This is a genomic window from Coleofasciculus sp. H7-1, from assembly GCF_057473865.1.
The window spans coordinates 46,742-66,660 of sequence record NZ_JBYCCT010000070.1 but is presented as its reverse complement, the minus strand read 5'-3'; the positions used below and the strand labels follow the sequence as shown (position 1 = coordinate 66,660).

At 43.1% G+C, this 19,919-nt stretch carries 12 protein-coding genes; 3 read left to right on the top strand and 9 right to left on the bottom strand.

Translation table 11 applies throughout. The features are described from left to right. The first annotated feature begins 79 nt into the window (after positions 1-79). Positions 80-1,921, top strand: coding sequence for a vWA domain-containing protein (locus AC2VDX_RS19635; protein ID WP_378184725.1), 1,842 nt, complete (start codon positions 80-82; stop codon positions 1,919-1,921). Between the two features lie 68 nt (positions 1,922-1,989). Here the strand turns inward: AC2VDX_RS19635 and AC2VDX_RS19630 are convergent, their stop codons facing one another. From AC2VDX_RS19630 to AC2VDX_RS19610, 5 genes are all read right to left on the bottom strand, one after another. Further along, positions 1,990-2,487 carry a GNAT family N-acetyltransferase gene (locus AC2VDX_RS19630; RefSeq protein ID WP_378184831.1) on the bottom strand — a complete coding sequence of 166 codons (498 nt, stop codon included), beginning with the start codon at positions 2,485-2,487 and terminating at the stop codon, positions 1,990-1,992. Further along, entirely contained in the window at positions 2,484-2,768 is a 285-nt protein-coding gene (locus AC2VDX_RS19625; protein ID WP_378184727.1) for a type II toxin-antitoxin system TacA family antitoxin, read from the bottom strand. Before AC2VDX_RS19625 ends, AC2VDX_RS19630 begins: the two co-directional genes overlap by 4 nt. Before the next feature lie 74 nt (positions 2,769-2,842). Next, positions 2,843-3,001, bottom strand: coding sequence for a hypothetical protein (locus AC2VDX_RS19620; RefSeq protein ID WP_378184728.1), 159 nt, complete (start codon positions 2,999-3,001; stop codon positions 2,843-2,845). A gap of 183 nt (positions 3,002-3,184) precedes the next feature. Then, positions 3,185-4,831 (bottom strand): WD40 repeat domain-containing protein, encoded by a 1,647-nt coding sequence (locus AC2VDX_RS19615; protein WP_378184730.1) that lies wholly within the window; start codon positions 4,829-4,831, stop codon positions 3,185-3,187. Between the two features lie 333 nt (positions 4,832-5,164). Then, positions 5,165-6,592: a WGR domain-containing protein gene (locus AC2VDX_RS19610; protein ID WP_378184732.1), complete on the bottom strand. Its 1,428-nt coding sequence runs from the start codon at positions 6,590-6,592 to the stop codon at positions 5,165-5,167. Between the two features lie 795 nt (positions 6,593-7,387). Here AC2VDX_RS19610 and AC2VDX_RS19605 point away from each other — a divergent pair. Beyond that, positions 7,388-12,922, top strand: coding sequence for a trifunctional serine/threonine-protein kinase/ATP-binding protein/sensor histidine kinase (locus tag AC2VDX_RS19605; protein ID WP_378184734.1), 5,535 nt, complete (start codon positions 7,388-7,390; stop codon positions 12,920-12,922). Between the two features lie 173 nt (positions 12,923-13,095). Next, the gene (locus AC2VDX_RS19600; protein WP_378184736.1) at positions 13,096-13,824 is read left to right on the top strand and encodes an iron-containing redox enzyme family protein; all 729 of its coding nucleotides are present in this window, start codon (positions 13,096-13,098) and stop codon (positions 13,822-13,824) included. Between the two features lie 123 nt (positions 13,825-13,947). Here AC2VDX_RS19600 and AC2VDX_RS19595 read toward each other — a convergent pair whose 3' ends face one another. From AC2VDX_RS19595 to AC2VDX_RS19580, 4 genes are all read right to left on the bottom strand, one after another. Beyond that, positions 13,948-17,970, bottom strand: coding sequence for a non-ribosomal peptide synthetase (locus tag AC2VDX_RS19595; protein WP_378184738.1), 4,023 nt, complete (start codon positions 17,968-17,970; stop codon positions 13,948-13,950). A 1-nt stretch (position 17,971) separates the two neighbouring features. Then, a complete protein-coding gene (locus AC2VDX_RS19590; RefSeq protein ID WP_378184740.1) occupies positions 17,972-18,157 on the bottom strand; it encodes a hypothetical protein in 186 nt (61 codons plus the stop codon). 173 nt (positions 18,158-18,330) lie between these two features. Further along, on the bottom strand, positions 18,331-19,200 hold the full coding sequence (locus AC2VDX_RS19585; protein ID WP_378184742.1) for a DUF3800 domain-containing protein: 870 nt from the start codon (positions 19,198-19,200) through the stop codon (positions 18,331-18,333). 291 nt (positions 19,201-19,491) lie between these two features. Further along, entirely contained in the window at positions 19,492-19,911 is a 420-nt protein-coding gene (locus AC2VDX_RS19580) for a hypothetical protein (RefSeq protein ID WP_378184744.1), read from the bottom strand. Positions 19,912-19,919 lie beyond the last annotated feature (8 nt).

Sequence of the window (19,919 nt, the reverse complement as noted above, 5' to 3'; positions counted from 1 at the left end):
TATCTAAGTGATAAATCACCAAAACGGCATTCCCGACTCGACGCTAGAAACTGCACAAAATATCTAGAGGACGCTACAGATGAAAGCAACTTACTCGCTGAGTCAATCGCTTATTGCAGCCGCCAAACCGTCCACTGTAGACTTAATTATCAGTTTCAAGGGTGAAGAAGAAACGCTCAACAAAATACCGCGTCTTCCGCTTAATTTGAGTGTGGTAATTGATAGATCGGGTTCGATGGCGGGAGTGCCACTTAAGAATGCTATTCAAGCTGCACAAAGGCTTGTGGAACATCTGACACCGGAGGATTTTCTTTCCATCGTCATTTATGACGATACGCCGGAAACGATTCTTCAGCATCAGCAAGTTCAGGATAAAGCTGCCATTCGTTCGCTAATTGGTAAGGTGAAAGCTGGCGGGTGTACTAACTTGAGTGGCGGTTGGTTGATGGGATGCGACAAGGTAAAATCTCAGCAGTCCACAGAACGAATCAATCGCGTTTTATTATTAACAGATGGACAGGCGAATGTTGGCATTACTGATTCTCAAGTATTAATTAACACTGCAAGACAACAAGCCGAACAAGGAATCGTTACCACAACTTTGGGGTTTGGAACTTATTTTAATGAAGATTTGCTCATCGGCATGGCAAATGCTGCCGGGGGAAACTTCTATTTCATCCAATCGCCTGACGATGCATCTGATGTATTCAGAATCGAACTAGAAAGTCTCACGTCTGTCGTCGCGCAAAATCTGACGGTGACGCTGCAACCAGAGGATTCTGTACAGATTTCTGGGATTCTTAACAATTACCGATCTAATCCGATTGGCAACAAGTTGGAAGTTTTCTGTGGCGATGTTTATGAGGTAGAAAATAAGCAGTTAGCGGTAGAATTGTCAATAGCTCCGCAAACAAATATTGGAGTCACAAATATTGCTACCGTTGCTTATAAATATCAAGCGGTTGTCGATGGCAGCATTCAAGAATTCAGCGATCAAATCCCCATTGCTATAACGGTTGCTGATGCTGAATCAGCCAGGAACGTGCAGCCAGATGCAACTGTTGTGGAGCAAGCAAGTAAGCTGAGGATTGGTAAGGTAAAAGACGAAGCGATCGCACTTGCCGACAAAGGAGATTACACCGCCGCCTCCCAGAAACTTCGCAAGACAATCGAGGATCTCAAGCTCAAAGCATTGCACGAATCCTTTGAAGTTGCCGAAGAGATGGAACAGCTGGATTATTATGCACAACGCTTGGAGAGCAAAAAGTTTGATAGTGCCAGCCGCAAGGAGATGCGAGATCAATCTTACCAGGCACTCACACGCGATCGCGGCGACTTAAAATTGCGAGGAATTGCTGCGGGATCTGCCAACAGCTTACAGGCGGTTTCCAGCGTGGATGCAGGAGTTTTGGTGAAATGCGATCGCGTTAGTGGCAAATTGCGAGTTCGCGTCATTTCTGACGGTTACAATCCTGATTTCAATGTGCAATTCCCCCGCCATATTCGTGAAGAAGGTGTCACCTACATCGTTGATGAAATCAATCTATCTGCTGACGGTAGCTTTTATCGTGCCTCCGGTAACATTCGCCGCTTAGTGCAACCGGGACAAGAACGCGCCGCATCATCTCAAAATAGTACCTCTTCTTCCAGTCCAAAACGACAAAAGCTGAATGCACCTGCTTCTGCTGCCGATTTAGAAACAGTTGATAGTGTAGGGGATGGAGTTCTCGTGCAGTGCGTGAAAGAAGGCAGTAAATTGAGAGCGAGAGTCGTATCGGATGGGTACGATCCTAACTACAACATCCGCTTTCCCCGCGACATTCGAGAAGAAAACGTTCTCTATGTTGTTGATGAAGTGGAAGAAGCGAAGAATGGTGGATCTTATGTCGCTTATGGGAAGATTCGGCGGTTAGTTCAGTAGGACTTTTTGTAACCCAAAGGTATGCAAAGAATAGCGCAGAGGTACGCAAAGTAACTCTGCGCTATTTTTTATGCAAGGTTCTTTTTGACATCTGCAAGAGTTACCATGAGGGTCAAGGGATGAACTGGAGAGGGGGTGAAGCCACACTTATCCACATAGAATCTTTTCGCGTCCTCATCAAGTGCGTGAACCAGAATAGCTCTAATCCCGGCAATTTCTGATGCTTGTAAAGTACGCAATATTGCATCCTTGACCAGACCTTTACCAATTCCTTTCCTTTGGTGGTTAATGTCAACTGCGAGTCTGCCCAATACCATAACCGGAATTGGATCGGGCATATTCCTTTTGATTTTGCCCGGAGCCTCACTATGAATGGCACTACCATTCGCTAAACTGTAGTACCCCACTACCTGATTCTCATAGCAGACAACGTATGTACGCGACGCTCCGGTTGCCTCATTTTCAAGAGCGCGTTTCCTCAACCAGTCATTTAGAGATGGCTTACCACAATCGAATGTCTCTACATCGTGTGTCGCCTGAAGAGGTTCTGGTGGGGTGTATTCTATTCCCAAGGGGTTGGTGCCTGAAGCAATTCAATTAACTTTTCATTTTTCGTCGGAGAGGTGTCTAGAGCCTGATTAAAAGCTTTCCACTGTTCATCACTAAGACAAAACAATCTCCGATCGAGCAAAGCCTCCTCTGCTGCTCGATATGCAGCATCTAGCATGAAGGCACTCCGAGTCTTACCAGAAAGACTGGCTGCACTATCTATGAGGTCGAGCTGATTTGGCTCAACTCTCATGTTTACAACTTCGGATCGCTTAATCTTTTCGGCTTTATCAGCCATAGCTGTTCATTTTCTCGATATTGCTTAGGTTCGATCTGCTATATACACATTGTAAATACAAAATTTTTGAGGAGTCAATGCTGAATCGTGATGATGTAGAGGCGGCTATCTAAAAACTGCACGGACAATGCACAACCGCAAGCTGTGGCAAGTTTCTGCAAGCGATCGCGTTCACAAACCAGTAATGGTAGGTTGGGTAGAACGATAGTGAAACCCAACCAATGCGATCGCAACTACTGAAAATGATCGGACTTTTCAAGAGCGATCGCCGACGTGTAAAAGAGGCGCGAACTGACAAGTCAGCGCTTCGCTATCGCTTCTAATTTCTATTGCTGAAACCGCTCATCAACTAAGCACCAACTAGACGCCGCTGCTTCTTCCCATCTGAGACGAGAACGGCTACGCAGCTCAGTTCATCAACGCCGCAACACTTTGATTTGGGCGTTTTGGGAATCTGGATTGACTGAAATGCCAGCCAGAAGTTTGCCATCCGGACTAACGGCGAGAGCGTCCATCCATCCTGTATCCAGCACAGCTTCGAGTTCGGCTGTTTGCAGATTCCACACCCTAAGCTGTCGATTGGTGCTGCCAAAAATGCGATCGCGACTCAGGGCAAGGGGTACATTCACAAACGTATCACGAGAAAAGAACGTACTTCCCCGTGCTGCGACTTTTCCCGTGGTCAAATCCCACACCTTCAGTCGCGTTTCAAATTTCTTAGAAGAGTTGGTATATTGTAGGGCGGCAGTCTTCCCATCGGGACTCATGTAAGCCGATAAGATATAGCCTGCAAACGTATCAAACCGTTCCTTCAGTATGGCTGTTTGCTGGTTTGTTGTCAGATCCCACACCTTTATGTCACCCCCCAAGAACTCTACAATTGCCGTTTTGCTGGTGGGATTAATCGCCAAAGGAATCAAACGTTCCATTGCGTCATCTTCGATCGAGAGGGGACCTATTTTAATCTCAGACTTGCGTAAATTGGGCAATGTTGCTTTGAGCTGACCAGTCGCCAGATCCCACTCTTTCACCGCGCCATTACTGCCACTGATCAAGGTCTTACCATCCGGTGTCATTTGAACCAGCTTCACGTCGTCGGAATGTCCCTTCAGCATTCGGGGTGGCTGGTCTTTGGTCAGATTCCAGATCCGTACCATGTGGTCAGCACTACCACTCACGACTATTTTTCCATCAGGCGCGATCGCCACTGCCCGAACCTGACCCGAATCACTTTGGAGCGTTTTTTTCAACTGTCCTGTCTTCAAATCCCAAACTTTAATCGCTTTATCTTGCCCGCCGCTGACTAAGGTTTGACCATCCGCACTGATTGCTAGGGTAGACGCAGAGGGATGCCCATCGATCGTGCGAACAACTGAGAACTTGCAGTAGGGCGACTGGGTTGGATGTTGGGAACAGGAAACCGCCTCTAGGGACGCCAACTGCGGTTGCGTTGACGGAAAAAACTCTCTAGCAACAATTGACCACACTAGCGATGCAATTCCAATCAGAAAAACGCCCACTTGAAAGGCTTTGGGCAACCCTGTATCAAAATTTGACTGACGGGAAGAGCCTGAATTTAGCCCTTGACTTGGTTCTCCTAAAATTATCTGTACCAGGTCGCGGCGACTACGGTTTGCCTCGTACCAAAACGCACACCAGAATGCAAACAAAATGGTAATTGGCATCCCTAAAAACATCAAGGCAAAGTCAGCGGGCATGGCTCCAGCCAAGCACATTGGGAGCGAAAAGCTATACCACGTCACATACCAAAATACTAAAAAGGCAATTACAAAGGGGTGCAATTTCATAGTGATGCGAATGATTGTCCCGGAGGGTGACAGCTCAAATCGCCCGCGAATGATTGGCACGAAGGAGTTGCGATAGTGAATAATCCGATGAATTTCAAATCCAGTCTCTGAGAGTGTGCCTTCATAGGGCGCGTGGTGGCGGGAGATATGCCATCGCAATTTTGATGGTTCGATATGAGCAGCCAGCTTCTCCAGCACGATCGGCAACGGATCTTGAGTTTGAAGGGTAAAAGTGTTGTATGGTAAGAGTTTCATGAGCAGTTTTGTCTCATAACCGTTTCATCAACCAAGGTGAATGAGGTGACAAAATAATAGGAAAGCTTCAGCACTGATTTTCCATTCCCTAAAACACTGAGCTTTCATTAACTGGAGACGCTATCTTAGCAAACGCACAAGCCTATACCCACGAGCGTTGCAAATCATCAACCATAAAGAATCCCCTTAACACATAACAATCATCAATTGATTTTTCAGATGCGATCGCATTTTGGGTTTCATAGCCTCAATCCAACCTACTGAATAAGAGCTTTAAACTACTTTGCGTACCTCTGCGCTATCCTTAGCGTACCGAGAGCGTTTAAAAAACGATTAAGTAACCAACTTCTTAATATCCCCAAAAGCCCGATAAAATCCACCACGAGAAGATTCGCGCACCTCTTCCACCAGATAACGCGCACCTTCAGAGCGAATATCTTGAGGAAATTGTACTTTCCAGTTGGGATTGTAACCAGGAGAAACAGCGCGAATTCTTAACTTCCCGCCTTCTTTAAAGCACTCCACAATTACACCCTGACTGGCGTTTGATGCCGTTTCCAGGGTATTAGAAGGAAGTGCTGCGGCAACGGCAGTGGGTGCTTTAATGTTAATAGTCTGGGGAACTGTACCTGCTTGTGCTGCTTTGATAGCTGTTTCACTAGCATCGATGCAAGCAAGAGAACCGTCGGTAGTGACGATGTAAAGATTGTCGCCCAAAAACTGCATGGAAAAAGCGGAACCGCAGCCAGTGGCTAGTTTCCACAAGCGATCGCCTCCCCGCTCAAAACAATAAATCGAGGAGCAATTGTCGCCTGCAAAGACATATTTACCTTCTTCAGCGGTGGCGCAAGAATAAACAGGCGCATCACATTGATAAATTGTGCTAACTTCCCCTTTCTTGGTGAAGCTATAAACTAAATTTTGACCTGTTCCAGCATAAATTGTTGCTTCTTCTTGCCAGCCAAATAGCACCTCACCGCGAGTTTTTTGATTCCAGATTTTCGTTCCATCTTCCCAGTCATACATCGTTACGCCGTTGCTATGTCCGTGATAAATGCCAATTTCATCGCAGCGCACCATCCAGCCATACTCGCCGCTACTTTTTTTAGTCCATTGAGACTCATCTTCGTGATTGATAGTTGTAACGTTACCGTCGATATCAGAAACACCGAGAATTGCATCTTTGATATCAAGCCAGAAAATATTTACATCGGGGGCAATTTCATAAGCGACACGCGGAATTTTGCCTGTCAAATCGTATACTTTGCCATCATCGCATCCCGCATAAAGCCAGCCTTCATCAGCGACAATACACTTCACGCCGTCAGGAAGACGAAACTGATTTTGCACAATTCCCGTATGGCTGAGAGCGAAAATTTGACCTGCCTGATTGCCAACCCAACAGCGCAAGTTGTCAATAAAGATGCCAAAAGCGGGAGAAGAAGAAGCAAATTTCCAAACTACAGGTGCTTGAGAAGCCGTTGAGCGATCGCTCTTTATTTCCCGTCGAGTCACGGGACGTTTACTCCTCACTCCCATAACTGCTTGTTCGTAACCTTTCTTCAGTTTCTCGTTAATCTTTTTCGTCGCTTCAGCTTTGGCTTTTTCCGGTGTTGGATAGGTTTTAACCTGAGTTTGTCCTGAGTCGCCAATGCGACCGTAGCGAATCGATACTTCCGTCCCGTTGACAATTACTTCATAAAATTTGTGAGAACTACTATCTGACTCTGAGAATTCTAGATACGTTTTCTCTTGGGTCATTTTTGCCTCCGATTCTGTATGTATAAGAAACGTCTATCTTGTCTCAAATTCCCCATTTGCAAGCCAGTATTCTGCCGCAGCACGAACCGAAAGATACAACTCAGCAAAATAATAGCAAAAATCCCGCTTTAACCTTGCACTGAGCATTCGTAAATGGCAATTAGTAAAATCTCAGCTCAAACTTATTTACTTAGATTTGTATATGTATGTCAACTTTATATCAAATAAACAACGCTGACTGAAGTAAGATTAAGAAAAAAATGTATTTGTGAATTTTTATAAAGATTGGACAGTAAACATTTTTTATTGATCAATACAGATTTATATATTTTTTATAGAATCATTGATATCCCAGACTTTTCGGCTAGTCCTGCAATCCTTGAAGATTCTCCCGCCAGCGGGGGAATATCGGGAATAAGTTTTTTGTACAAGGCTTGGGTGGGGTTCCAGATGGCAAGTAATGTTTTTACAAGCATTAAAATGCACTCGTTCACACTCTTTTAATCGTTTTTTCTCAAACTATCTCTAACACTTGACTACATCTATGTGACAAGTCTAGGGAGGAATTAGTATTCTAGGTTACATTTTTTTTAGATGGTCAAAACGATGCTTCCCAAAAACTGTGAATCTACTGGTATTTACTGAGAAGCAAACTATATTTCAGTATAAATACGCTTTCGATTCATTGAATAAAGTCTTATTTTTACTTCAGTGCAATATGCGGATTTCGTGCCCTATCCCCAAAATTGCTCCTAACTGAACTAAATCGCCTACAAATCTGTAGATGACACAATTATGACAACGATTCCCGGATATCAGATTTTTGAGCTAATCTATGAAAGCAGCAAGTCTCTTGTGTATCGGGGATGCCGACTTCGGGATAATCTACCCCTTATTCTTAAAGTTATTAAAGAAGACTATCCATTACCAGAAGAAATTTCTAGGTATAAGCAAGAATATGAAATTACCCGTTCGCTGAATCTAGATGGTGTTGCTAAAGCGTATGATTTAAAACCCTATCAAAACACTCTAGTAATGCTCTTGGAGGATTTTGGAGGGAAATCTCTAAAAATATTGATGGACGACCAAAATTTTACAGTTTTAGAAGTTATTAAAATTGCTATAAAAATTACTGAAACCTTAGCTGAACTGCATACCTCAAACATCATTCATAAAGATATTAACCCATCCAATATTGTTTTTAACCCAAAAAGTGGGCAAGTCAAATTTATTGATTTTGGTATTTCCAGCGTTTTGTCGCGGGAAAACCCTACGCTAAAAAGTCCCAATGTTTTAGAAGGCACTCTTGCCTATATGTCGCCAGAGCAAACTGGCAGAATGAACCGTTCGCTGGATTACCGCACTGACTTTTACTCCCTTGGTGTCACCTTATACGAACTCCTCACTGACAGAGTACCTTTTAATGGTACTGATGCAATGGAGTTAGTGCATAGTCATATTGCGCTTACGCCAATTCCGCCTCATAAGTTTAATCAAAACATTCCTAAAGCAGTTTCGGATATTGTCATAAAATTGTTGGCTAAAACTGCTGAAGATAGATACCAAAGTGCTTATGGAATTCAAGCAGATTTAGAATATTGTCTAACTCAATTAGAAATAACCAACCAAATTGCAGAGTTTTCCCTCGGTTGTCATGATATTTCTAATAAGTTTCAAATTCCTGAAAAACTCTATGGCAGAGAGCAAGAAATTAATACTTTACTAACAGCATTTGACCGAGTAAGTCAATTCTCATTTGGCAAGCCAATGCAAGGGGATGTTGAGATGATGTTGGTGTCGGGTTATTCTGGCATCGGCAAGTCATGTTTAGTGCAAGAAATTTACAAACCAATCACTCAACAGCGAGCTTATTTCATTTCTGGAAAATTTGACCAGTTTCAGCGGAGTATTCCCTATTCTGCTGTCGTCAGCGCCTTCTCTGCATTAATCCAGCAACTTTTAACTGAAAGCGAAGCACAGCTCAACCAGTGGAAAGAAAAACTCCTAGAAGCCTTTGGCTCTAACGGGCAAATTATTATTGATGTGATTCCTGAAGTAGAACTAATTGTCGGCCCTCAGCCTAGGATTCAAGAATTAGGGTCAACTGAGTCTCAAAACCGCTTTAATTTAGTCTTTCAAAACTTCATTCGGGTATTTTGCCAACAAGAGCATTCGTTAGTCATCTTTCTGGATGATTTGCAGTGGGCTGACTCTGCCACGCTCAAATTGATAGAGTTGATGATGACGGATGACCAAACGCACTATCTATTTCTCATTGGAGCGTATCGGGATAATGAAGTCAGTTCCACTCATCCCTTGATGATGACGCTTGATAGCTTACGCGATGATGGAGCTATCATCAACCAGATTAATCTAGCACCTTTAGAACTTGAGCATATTACCCACTTGATTGCTGATACCTTGCATAAGGATAGGGAATCAGTAAGACCCTTAGCCTCCCTCATCCTGCGTAAAACAGAAGGTAATCCCTTCTTTGTCAATGAATTTCTAAAAACTCTGTATCAGGAAAACCTGCTTACCTTTAACCCCCCTCAGACCCTCCTTACTCAGGGGGAAAAAGAGGGAAGTAAAGCCCTGTGGCAATGGGACATCGCTCAAATTGAAGCGCTGGGCATTACTGATAATGTTGTGGAGTTGATGATAGGAAAATTAAAGAAATTGCCAAATTCAACACAACAGGTTTTACGTTTAGCCGCTTGTGTCGGCAATAGTTTCGATTTAAATACGCTGTCTATCATTTATGAAAAATCAATTTCTGAAACTTTTAAATACCTTTTACCAGCCCTGAAAGAAGAATTAATTAGACCCACTTCTGTGTTGGAAACAACCGAAAATGAAGGGATTAATTCTCAATTGTTAGTTTTTAATTATAAATTTTCACACGACCGCGTGCAACAGGCAGCTTATGCACTGATTGATAACTCGCTCCAAAAAGCAGTTCATCTCAGAATAGGCAATCTCCTGTTAGCAAATACGCCATTGGAAGAACAGATAGAAATAATTTTTAAATTGGTCGATCATCTAAATATTGGTTCAGACTTAATCGCCGATGAAGAGGAAAAAATTGAATTAGTAATATTGAATTTGGAAGCAGCTCGAAAAGCGAAAGATGCGACCGCATACAGCTCAGCACTTCACTATTTGACTGTTTGTATGAAGATTTTACCGAGCGATATTTGGGTAAAACGCTACGAGCTGGCTTTCTCATTGCATAAGAAACGAGCCGAAATTGAGTATTTAAACGGTAATTTTGCTCGTTCTGAAGCCTTACTGGAGCTAACGCTATCTCAAGCGAAATCAGTCCTCGACAAAGCTGAAGTTTATAATATGCTGATTGTGCAGCATACCATGCTTGCCAAATACCAAGAGGCAATTCAAGCAGGGCGTAATGCTCTCAGTCTGCTAGGAATTGACTTACCTGAAGAGGAATTAAAAACAGCAGTTGCTCTAGAACTAGGCGAAGCTAGTAAGAAATTAGAAAACCAAGAAATTGCGTCTTTAATTAATGTAGAAGAAATAAAAGTTCCCGAAATAAAAGCAGCAGTCAAATTATTAGCAAACATGGGGCCACTGTCATATTTTGTTAATTTAGACCTTTGGCAGCTAGTTACTGTTAAAACAATTAATCTTTGTCTCACCTATGGTTATGCATCAGGAGCAGCGTACAGCTACTCTTGTTATGGAATGATACTTAGCGCAATTTTAGGAAATTATCACTCTGGTTATGAGTTTGGGGTGCTAGCAACTAAACTAAGTAATAAGTTTAATAATGTGGCTCAGAAATGTGTAGAACTTGTGGTTCTTGCCAATTACTTGAGTAATTGGGTGAAGCCAATTAAATTTAGTCATGCAATTAATGATGAGGCATACAAAACGGGACTAGATTTTGGAGATTTGCAATGGGCAGGTTATACTCGTCTTCACAAAGTCATTGGTTACTTCCATCAGTGTAAAAGTTTAGAACAAATTTTAAAACAGATACCTCAGTCTTTGCTATTTTGTCAAAAAAGTAAAAATCAATGGGCAATTGATATAATTTTAGGTTATAACCTGGCAGTGTCGAATTTGATAGGCATAACTGCCGGAACATTATCTTTTGAAAATGATGAGATTATCGAATCAAACTTCTTGACAAGTTGCGAACAACATCAAAGTTTGGCGGCAATTTGTGAATTCCATATTTTAAAAGCCCAAATTCTCTATTTATACGAAAAACCGGATTTAGCTCTGAGCAGTAGCTTGTCAGCTTCAAAGCTACTTACTTCTATTTTCGGTCATATCTCAGTATCTACACATAACTTTTATCACTCACTGATTCTGATTGCTCTCTATCCGACTGTTTCAGAATCAGTACAAAAACAATCTTGGGAGACGTTAGCAACGAATCAAAAGCAGATGAAGATTTGGGCAGACAACTGCCCAGAAAATTTTCTACACAAGTACCTGCTGGTAGAAGCTGAAATTAGTCGCATCACTGGCAATGATTTAGAGGCGATAGACTTGTATGAACGCGCCATTGAATCAGCAAAAGAAAATGAGTTTATTCAGAATGAAGCTTTGGCTAATGAACTAGCTGCTAAGTTCTGGTTAGCTAAAGGAAAAGAGAAGTATGCTAAAGCCCATATTATAGAAGCTTATTACGGCTATCAACGTTGGGGATCTAAGCGCAAAGTAGAATATTTAGAAGAAAAATATCCGAACCTTCTTACTAAAATATCTATTTTGCCTCGCGTTAAAGATACTCCAACTACTACTGGACATTCGTCTACGGGTAGTAGTTCTAATGCGCTGGATTTAGCCACTGTGATGAAAGCTAGCCACGCGATCGCTGCTTGTATCGTGCTGGATAAGTTACTGGCTTCTTTAATGAAAATATCCATCGAGAATGCTGGCGCACAAAAAGGTTTACTGCTCTTGGTAAGAGATGAAAAACTGCTGATTGAAGCTCGCTCATCGGTTGAATCTAAAGAAGTAATCGTTCGGCAAGCAACTCCGCTTAAAGATTGTCAAGAATTGCCTCTGACCGTGATTAATTATGTAAGGAGAACTCGCTCGGATGTGGTTCTAAATGATGCGGCTAGCGAGGGAAAGTTTATCAATGACTCCTATATCGATCTAAATAAATTGAAGTCAGTTCTCTGCACCCCCATCATTAATCAAGGCAAATTAATCGGCATTCTTTATTTAGAAAATAATCTAACGATTGGAGCTTTTACTCCCGATAGAATAGAAGTTTTAAAACTGCTTTCGGCTCAGGCAGCTATCTCTCTGGAAAATGCTATACTTTACGCTTCGATGGAACAAAAAGTCCAAGAGAGGACGCAGGAATTAAATGAAAAAAATGTGCGTTTATCGCAAACTCTACAAGAACTTAAACACACTCAGACTCAACTAATTCAGACCGAAAAAATGTCTAGTCTGGGTCAATTAGTGGCTGGTATTGCCCACGAAATTAATAACCCGGTTAACTTTATCTACGGCAATCTTGTCCACGTTAATGAATATACTCAAGACCTACTGAACCTAATGCAGCTATATGCTAAGCATTATCCGAGTCCGGTGTCTGAGATTCAAGACGAAGCGGAGGCGATTGAAGTAGATTTCTTGGTTGAAGATTTGCCAAAAATGCTGTCGTCGATGAAGGTGGGGGCTGACAGAATTCGTCAAATTGTCCTGAGTTTGAGGAATTTTTCGCGCCTTGATGAGGCAGAGATGAAGGAGGTCGATGTTCACTCTGGGCTAGATAGTACGTTGTTAATTCTGCAAAACCGCCTGAAAGCTAAAACAGACATTCCCGCTATTAAGGTGATTAAAGAGTATGGTTCGCTGCCGCTAGTGGAGTGTTATGCGGGTCAGCTCAACCAAGTATTTATGAATCTCCTAGCTAATGCGATTGATACTTTGGAAGAAGTAATGAGTAATGATTCAAAGACGATAGGACATTACCAGGAAGTAGCCCAGGCATCTTGTTTATCTTCCTGGGAACGACGAAAAGAACAAAATTCTCATAACCAATTGCCAATTAGCGATTACCAATTACCTACAATTCGGATTCGCACCTGTGTCGTAGACAAAAGTCGGGTTCTTATTGCCATTGCCGATAATGGCCCTGGGATGACAGAGGAAGTAAAAAAACGTATATTCGACCCTTTCTTTACTACAAAACCGATTGGTAAAGGTACGGGACTAGGGTTAGCAATTAGCTACCAGATTGTGGTGGAAAAACACGGCGGTCAATTGCAGTGTTTTTCAACATCTGGGCAGGGAACTGAATTTATGGTTGAGATTCCCATCCGTCCGCAAAATTAGCCTTTGTCTTAAGAAGTCGATCTCCTTTATTAGATAGAAAACAAGCAGCATTCTCAGTAATTTTGCCGAGGCATTTATTCATACAAAATTCAGAATTACGCAGATTCACGGTGGACTAAGAATTTAGAGAAAGGCTACTACTAAGGCGTAAGGTTAGCGGAAAGAAGTAAGTCATGCAGCTCCTAGACAATTGCTCTATTGCTACCGAGAGAAAAGTAGGACTTCACCAATTGTATGTAGAAGACATCGTGAGATGTACCACACTATCAGAAGCAGTGCTGATGGTAAATAATGCTTATGATTTTCACCGTCATCCTTACTTTATTTGGATGCAGACACCCTCTACCTCACGGTCGCAATTTCTTTGTACACAGCTACCAATTTGTTTTGCAATTGAGTCATTTTCGCAATCATTAGCGGCAGTTTTGGCTCGGACTCCAGTATTAGAACGGCGACTTTCTGTGATGGAAAACGTGGCTGAAGAACATGGTCACGGCAATTTATTAAACTCTCACAAATACACCTTCCGCCAATTTTTGCGTGCTTTAGGTGCCACGCCAGAGGATTTAGAAATACCCTGTCCTGCATCAGTTTTAGCTTTCAATCATTCACTTCTGGGCTACTGTCTGACACAATCAAGTGAAGCGGGTGCAGCCGCTTTGGGGATGCTTGAGCATCTGTATTCCAGTGTTAGTGGGATGATCGGTCGCACGATTAACGAGCGAGCTTGGGCAGCACCGGGTAGCCAGTCACACTATACTGTCCACGAGGAACTTGACGTAGAACACGCACGAGAACTGCTGACTTTGGCAGAACCTAGTTGGGAGGAGCCACGCAACCGCGCTCATGTTGCTCAAGGGCTGGTGCTGGGTGCCCACTACTTATGGGCTTTGTACGAATAGTACGCCACGGTAAGAGCGATCGCTGTACTCTATGATGTAGCGATCGGTCTTGCCGTTCAACATCTTCCGGATTCTACCTATTTTTGGGTTTTTTCTGATTTTCTATGACAAAAGAGGTTTAATTTAACTTCCGACCTGTGCATTCTCAATACAGGTTCTTAACTGTTCGGTGAGAACCTGTATATGGGGTTTCTTTAGCATGGTTAGGTGATTGCCAGGAATGTTATAAATTTCCACTCCTCCAGCTAGATCGCCCCAACCCATACTCGGATCTTGATTCGCAATGATATTTTGTTCGCTATTTTTCAAAAGAGTAATTTTGCTGGGATAGACTTGCGGCACATAGCTGAGAGCGGCTTGACTATTCGCTTTAAAAACTCTAAGGATCGATTTACTTTTTAGCTCTTTTAATATTCGTTTTCTAGACTCTTGAGAGATTAGCTTGCTTTGGTACTTTTCGGTAGCAGCGATAAGATAAAAATAATCCATAAAATAAGGCCATATATATCGCGCTCCTGTGGTCAGGAGAAACTTTAAACCGCCCCAGAAAGAAGGTTTGTTTTTGGAAACTGGTGCTGAAGTATCCAGCACAGCAAGTAGAGCTACTTTATGCCCAGCTTTTTGCAATTGTTGAGCCATTTCAAAAGCAACCAAACCTCCAAAAGACCAACCTCCTAAAAAATAAGGACCATTCGGCTGCACTACACGCAAGGCGTCAATATAATAAGCCGCCATATCCTCAATACGAGTTAATGGGGATTGTTCTCCATCCATACCCAGAGGTTGTAGCCCATAAAATGGTTGCTCTGTCCCCAAATGATATGCGAATTCATAATAAGGAAAGACTACTCCAAAAATGGGATGAACGCAAAAGAAAGGTGGATTTGAACCTTTAGGCTGAATTGCCACCAAGGGCGACCAAGACGGAGAATCGATTTCTGGAGATAGAGTGTTTGCTAGACCTTCAATGGTTGGATTTAAGAAGAGAGTGGACAGCGGTAATTCGCGTTCAAACTGCTTGTGTATCTGCTCCATGAGGGTTATACTCAGCAGCGAATTTCCCCCTAAATCGAAGAAGTTATCGTGAATACTTACACGCTCGATGTTAAGAACTTCAGACCATATTTTTGCGAGGGTTGACTCAGTAAGATTACGAGGCTCAATGTAAGTTTTATCTATGGCTAGGCTAGTCGAATTATCGGGATCGGGTAAGTTACGACGATCGACTTTGCCATTAGGTGTTAAAGGCAGAGATTCTAGCACGACAAAAGCTGAAGGAACCATGTACTCTGGCAACTTCTTCTTTAGAAAATCACGGAGTTCAATGATTGTAGGGGTCAAATTTTGGTGTGGCACAATATAAGCGACTAAACGCTTATTACCAGAAACTTTCTCTGTAGCAATTACCACCGTTTCTCTGACTGTCGGATGCTGAGTCAGTACTGTCTCAATTTCTCCCAATTCGATGCGGAAGCCGCGAATTTTTACCTGGTCATCAAGACGACCTAAAAACTCAATGTTGCCGTCTGGTCGATAACGAGCTAGGTCGCCGGTTTTATAAATTGTAGAGATGTGACAACCTTTGTCTATACAAGAATTAAAAGGATTAGGAATAAACCGTTCAGCAGTTAATTCGGGACGATTCAGATATCCCTGCGCCAGTCCATCCCCACTGATGTACAATTCGCCAGTAATCCCGATGGGTACAGGCTGTAAATGGGTATCTAATATATAAATTTGAGTGTTAAAAATTGGGCGACCAATGGAGGGTTTTTGGCTGTCGTAGCTAATTTCTGCAATCGTAGCCCAAACAGTTGCTTCAGTTGGCCCATAAGCGTTAAAAAATCTGCGACCAGAAGCCCATTTGTTTACAATATCTTTAGAACAAGATTCGCCTGCACAAATTATAGTTTGTAGTGCGGGAAGTTCTTCTGTTAATACTGCTAGTACAGCAGGCGGGAGCGTGAGGTGAGTAATCGCATTATCGCGCAATAACTTTATTAAAGGTTGTCCAGGCAGAAGGGATTCTTTTTTGGCTAAATAGAGGGTTGCTCCCGATCGCAATGCCATGACAATCTCGAAGATTGAGGCATCAAAACTCAAGGATGCAAATTGCAGTATGCGATCGCTTGGCTGTACATTGAAAACTTCAATCTGAGCTTCTGCTAAGTTAGACAGTCCTCTGTGCTGCACTAAAACGCCTTTTGGTTTTCCGGTTGAGCCAGAGGTGTAGATGACATAAGCTAGATTTTCAGGTGTTACGCTGCTGGTTGGGTTGTGTTGGGGATGGTAAGCGATCGCATCCCAGTCCTTATCCAAACAAACTACAGACAAACCGTGTTGGCGATCCCCCCAACCCCCCTTCAAAAGGGGGGCTAATATGGATTGCGTTAGTAAGATGGATATTTGAGCGTCTTCCAGCATGAAATTAAGACGTTCTTGCGGATAGCTTGGATCTAAAGGTAGGTATGCTCCACCTGCTTTGAGGATGCCCAATAGTCCCACTATCATATCTACAGAACGCTCTACACAAATGCCAACTATAACGCCTGTAACTACCCCCAATTGTTGCAGATAGCCTGCAAGTTGATTGGCTCTGATGTTCAATTCGCGGTAGGTTAATTGCTGATTTTCAAAGATTAGCGCTATCGCATCTGGAGTCTGCTCCACTTGTGCCTCAAACAACTGATGAAAACACTGGTTTTGTGGGTAATCTCTTCTGGTATTATTCCAATCAACTAATAACTGTTGCCGTTCGGCTGCTGTCAATAAAGGCAACTCGCAAAGGCGTTGTTCTGGATTTGCAACAATACTTTCCAGCAGCGTTTGAAAATGCCCCAGCATCCGAGTAATGGGAGCGTCATCAAATAAATCAGTGCTGTATATTACTTGTCCTTTAAGACTTTCCGGCGATTCCCACAAGTGGAACTCTAGATCGAACTTGGCGCTGGGGTTGTCAAACTCCAACTGCGAGAGCGTTAATCCAGGCAACTCTAGCGCCTCGATTGGTGTATTTTGCAGGCTGAATGCAACTTGAAATAAGGGATGCTGGCTCAGGTTGCGCTCTGGGTGCAGTTCCTCTACCAGCTTCTCAAAGGGTAAGTCCTGATGGGCATAGGCTCCTAGCGCCACCTCCCGTACTCTACCCAGCAATTCCAGAAATGTTGGATTGCCTGATAAATTAGTACGCAGCACCAAACTATTGACAAAAAAACCAATTAACCCCTCAATTTCGCGGCGGTTGCGGTTAGCAATTGGTGAGCCGACAACAATATCTGATTGCTGAGTGTAGCGGTAAAGTAAGGTTTGAAATGTCGCTAAAAGGGTCATGAACAGAGTAACACCTTGGCGCTGCGAAAGTGCCTCTAGTTCCTCATTTAGGCTTTTCGATAACTCTAAAAATTGCGTTGCGCCTCGGTAGGTTGGAGTAGCTGGGCGAGGTTTGTCAGTGGGCAAGTTCAGTGAGGGAATATTGTCCAGCTGCTGCTTCCAGTAGGCTAACTGAGTCTCCAGAACTTCACCCTGTAACCATTGGCGCTGCCAGTCGGCAAAGTCTGCATATTGGATAGGCAGTTCTGGCAAGGGCGATCGCGTGTTGTTGGCAGCTGCATACAGCGTTCCTAGTTCCCGAATTAGCACTCCAATCGACCAACCATCACAGATAATGTGGTGCAGATTCAGCAAAAGTACGTGTTCTGACGAGTCTAGCTGTAGCAGCATTACGCGCAGTAACGGTTCCTGAGATAAATCAAAAGGACGCGATCGCTCCTCGGTAGCTATTCGTCGAGTTTCAGCTTGTTGTTGAGTTGCTGAGAGATTTTGCAAATCTACAAGGGGCAAAGGTATGGTTAAGCTGGGAGCAATTACTTGAACGGGTTGCCCATTAAGCATCCTAAAAGTGGTACGCAAAGCTTCGTGGCGACGCACAATTTCGTTGAACGTCTCCTCCAGCGCCGAAGCGTTGAGCGAACCCGTTAGGCGAAGTGCAGTCGCTACATTGTAGAAGGTATTGCCTGGGAACAGTTGGTCGAGAAACCACAATCGCTGTTGGGCAAAAGATGCCGGAAATACAAAAACTTCTTCTTCAGGAATATTCAATTTTTCTTCAGCCGCTGCATGGGAATTGTCGAAAACATACTGTGTCATTTCATTCAATGTTTTGAGCGCGCTCATTTCGGCGCTCACTCAATTCTTTTTCTACGTCTTCCCACCCCAGTAAAGATTGACCACTCGCCACAATTTTTTGGCGAATTTCCCAGAGTTTACGTCCGAGGGGTGTTTTCGGCTTGAACAGTTTATCCTGAATGGCAGTTTCTGTCGTTTCAGTTTCCATCGAATTTACCTTGGCTCTATTACGAGTCTAAGATAACCAGTATTCAAGCAAAAGCGATCGCCTGCTCTGGTTGCCCCTCTATCATGACAAAACCTTGACGTTTCAGTTTTAATGATTCATAATCAAGTTGGAGGCTTTGAAGCATAATATGCTGCATTGCCTTTTTTTTATTCCTAGTTTTGCTGTTCTTTCGTGCGTAAGTCGGTGATTACCGCAAAGCTCCATATAGCAAAGTTTGGATTGTCTTCTACTTCCCGAATAGCACGATACCGTATCTGACAAACCTGGTTAACTAAATTATTAAGCTCTAGCCGCGCTGGTTTGCTCATATCATTAGTACGAAATCCCCAGGAAACGATATAAGCAACTAGGTCTGCAATTTGTATCCCCGTTGTCAAGTCACTATGAACAAAAAACGGTTCTGGAATGATTTGACCAGATCGTTGTCTTCCTTTGGTTGAATGCTTGAAGTAACGATCCATTTGTTGTACCAACAGGTGACTCTGACTTTTGTCGAGTTCATCAAAGACGACGATACCAGATATTGAAGGATTAATATCTTCAAGGAAGTAGAAGAAGCGCTCAAAAAGGTAAGCATAATCCTTCCGCAGAAACTCCGGTGAGCGCAGTACGGGGGCATTTGTACTCACAATACTAGCAAACGCTTTACACCGGAATTGTGAACAGATATCAAATACCTCGCTAACGTAGGCTAGCTTGGCTTGAGCTAATGCTGTCAGTTCACGTTTTCCGGCAGTGGCTCCTGCTTCAAGACAGCTTCTGGCTAATACCTGTCTTTCATCCTCTGGAATTAGTTCTAGCTGCGCTGCAAGTCGATACACCTTCTTCTTGAGAAGCTCTCTGGCTTTAAGTTCTCTGTCTCCGTTACTATATCGCGTACCAAAGTGGCGAATTTCTGCTGCTTGGATTGCTTGGATTAAATTCCATAAGTCACGATCCTCGATTGCAACACCAGCTAAAACTTCATAAGGTGAATTCCGATGATCTTGTCCACTCTCATCCACAAAAAGGAAGTACGCCATTACAAATAATCCTTAAATCCTGACAGGCTAAGGAACCTATCTGATTCCAATGATGCTTGCAGCAAATAATATCTTCTACCAATTTTAGGCTGCCCGTCATCTCTCTTTGCTTTCTCTATTCAGCGATGATAGCTTCATCCGCCGACTACCACTAGAAATTGGGACTAAAAGTGGGGCTTTACTTTTAGCATTGCTGTCTTCAAAACTTTCAACCACTTTTGAGAGTTGCGCGATCGCTGACCCTCGTTCCTCGCTTTGCTTCACGCAAATCTACTAAGGACAGGTGTAGGCTCAGGGTAAGAATGATTGAACTTGTAATTGTTTCAGTAGCTCATTGACAATGCGTTTAGCGATGCTACCCGTCTGAGCTACCGTTTGCAAGCGTTCCAAGATATCCTCACCAGGCAAATCTAACTCTACACCTATCGACCTCAAAGAATCAGCCGCAGTTAGTGTCAACTCGTCATCTTCCTCCCGAATCATCTCCAGCAGCAAAGGAACTGCCTGACTCACCTCTCCCCAGTCGAGAATTTCGGCACAGCGCACCTGCCACTCCTTAGAGCGATTTTGCCAAGAGGCGTGAAGAGCATCCCAATCCTCTGTTGTCAGTTGTTTAACTAACTCACAAGCATATAAACTAGCGTCATCAGCCCAATAGTCGTCTGAGAAATTTTGGCTCAAATACGCATCTAGCTCTTGGAAAATCGTCATACTACCAC

What these genes read in the sequence shown, in the direction of transcription:
- AC2VDX_RS19635 (WP_378184725.1), top strand. Translation starts at nt 80, where the DNA reads ATGAAAGCAACTTACTCGCTGAGTCAATCGCTTATTGCAGCCGCCAAA.
- AC2VDX_RS19595 (WP_378184738.1), bottom strand. Translation starts at nt 17,970, where the DNA reads ATGACACAGTATGTTTTCGACAATTCCCATGCAGCGGCTGAAGAAAAA.
- AC2VDX_RS19625 (WP_378184727.1), bottom strand. Translation starts at nt 2,768, where the DNA reads ATGGCTGATAAAGCCGAAAAGATTAAGCGATCCGAAGTTGTAAACATG.
- AC2VDX_RS19615 (WP_378184730.1), bottom strand. Translation starts at nt 4,831, where the DNA reads ATGAAACTCTTACCATACAACACTTTTACCCTTCAAACTCAAGATCCG.
- AC2VDX_RS19590 (WP_378184740.1), bottom strand. Translation starts at nt 18,157, where the DNA reads ATGGAAACTGAAACGACAGAAACTGCCATTCAGGATAAACTGTTCAAG.
- AC2VDX_RS19605 (WP_378184734.1), top strand. Translation starts at nt 7,388, where the DNA reads ATGACAACGATTCCCGGATATCAGATTTTTGAGCTAATCTATGAAAGC.
- AC2VDX_RS19585 (WP_378184742.1), bottom strand. Translation starts at nt 19,200, where the DNA reads ATGGCGTACTTCCTTTTTGTGGATGAGAGTGGACAAGATCATCGGAAT.
- AC2VDX_RS19610 (WP_378184732.1), bottom strand. Translation starts at nt 6,592, where the DNA reads ATGACCCAAGAGAAAACGTATCTAGAATTCTCAGAGTCAGATAGTAGT.
- AC2VDX_RS19600 (WP_378184736.1), top strand. Translation starts at nt 13,096, where the DNA reads ATGCAGCTCCTAGACAATTGCTCTATTGCTACCGAGAGAAAAGTAGGA.
- AC2VDX_RS19580 (WP_378184744.1), bottom strand. Translation starts at nt 19,911, where the DNA reads ATGACGATTTTCCAAGAGCTAGATGCGTATTTGAGCCAAAATTTCTCA.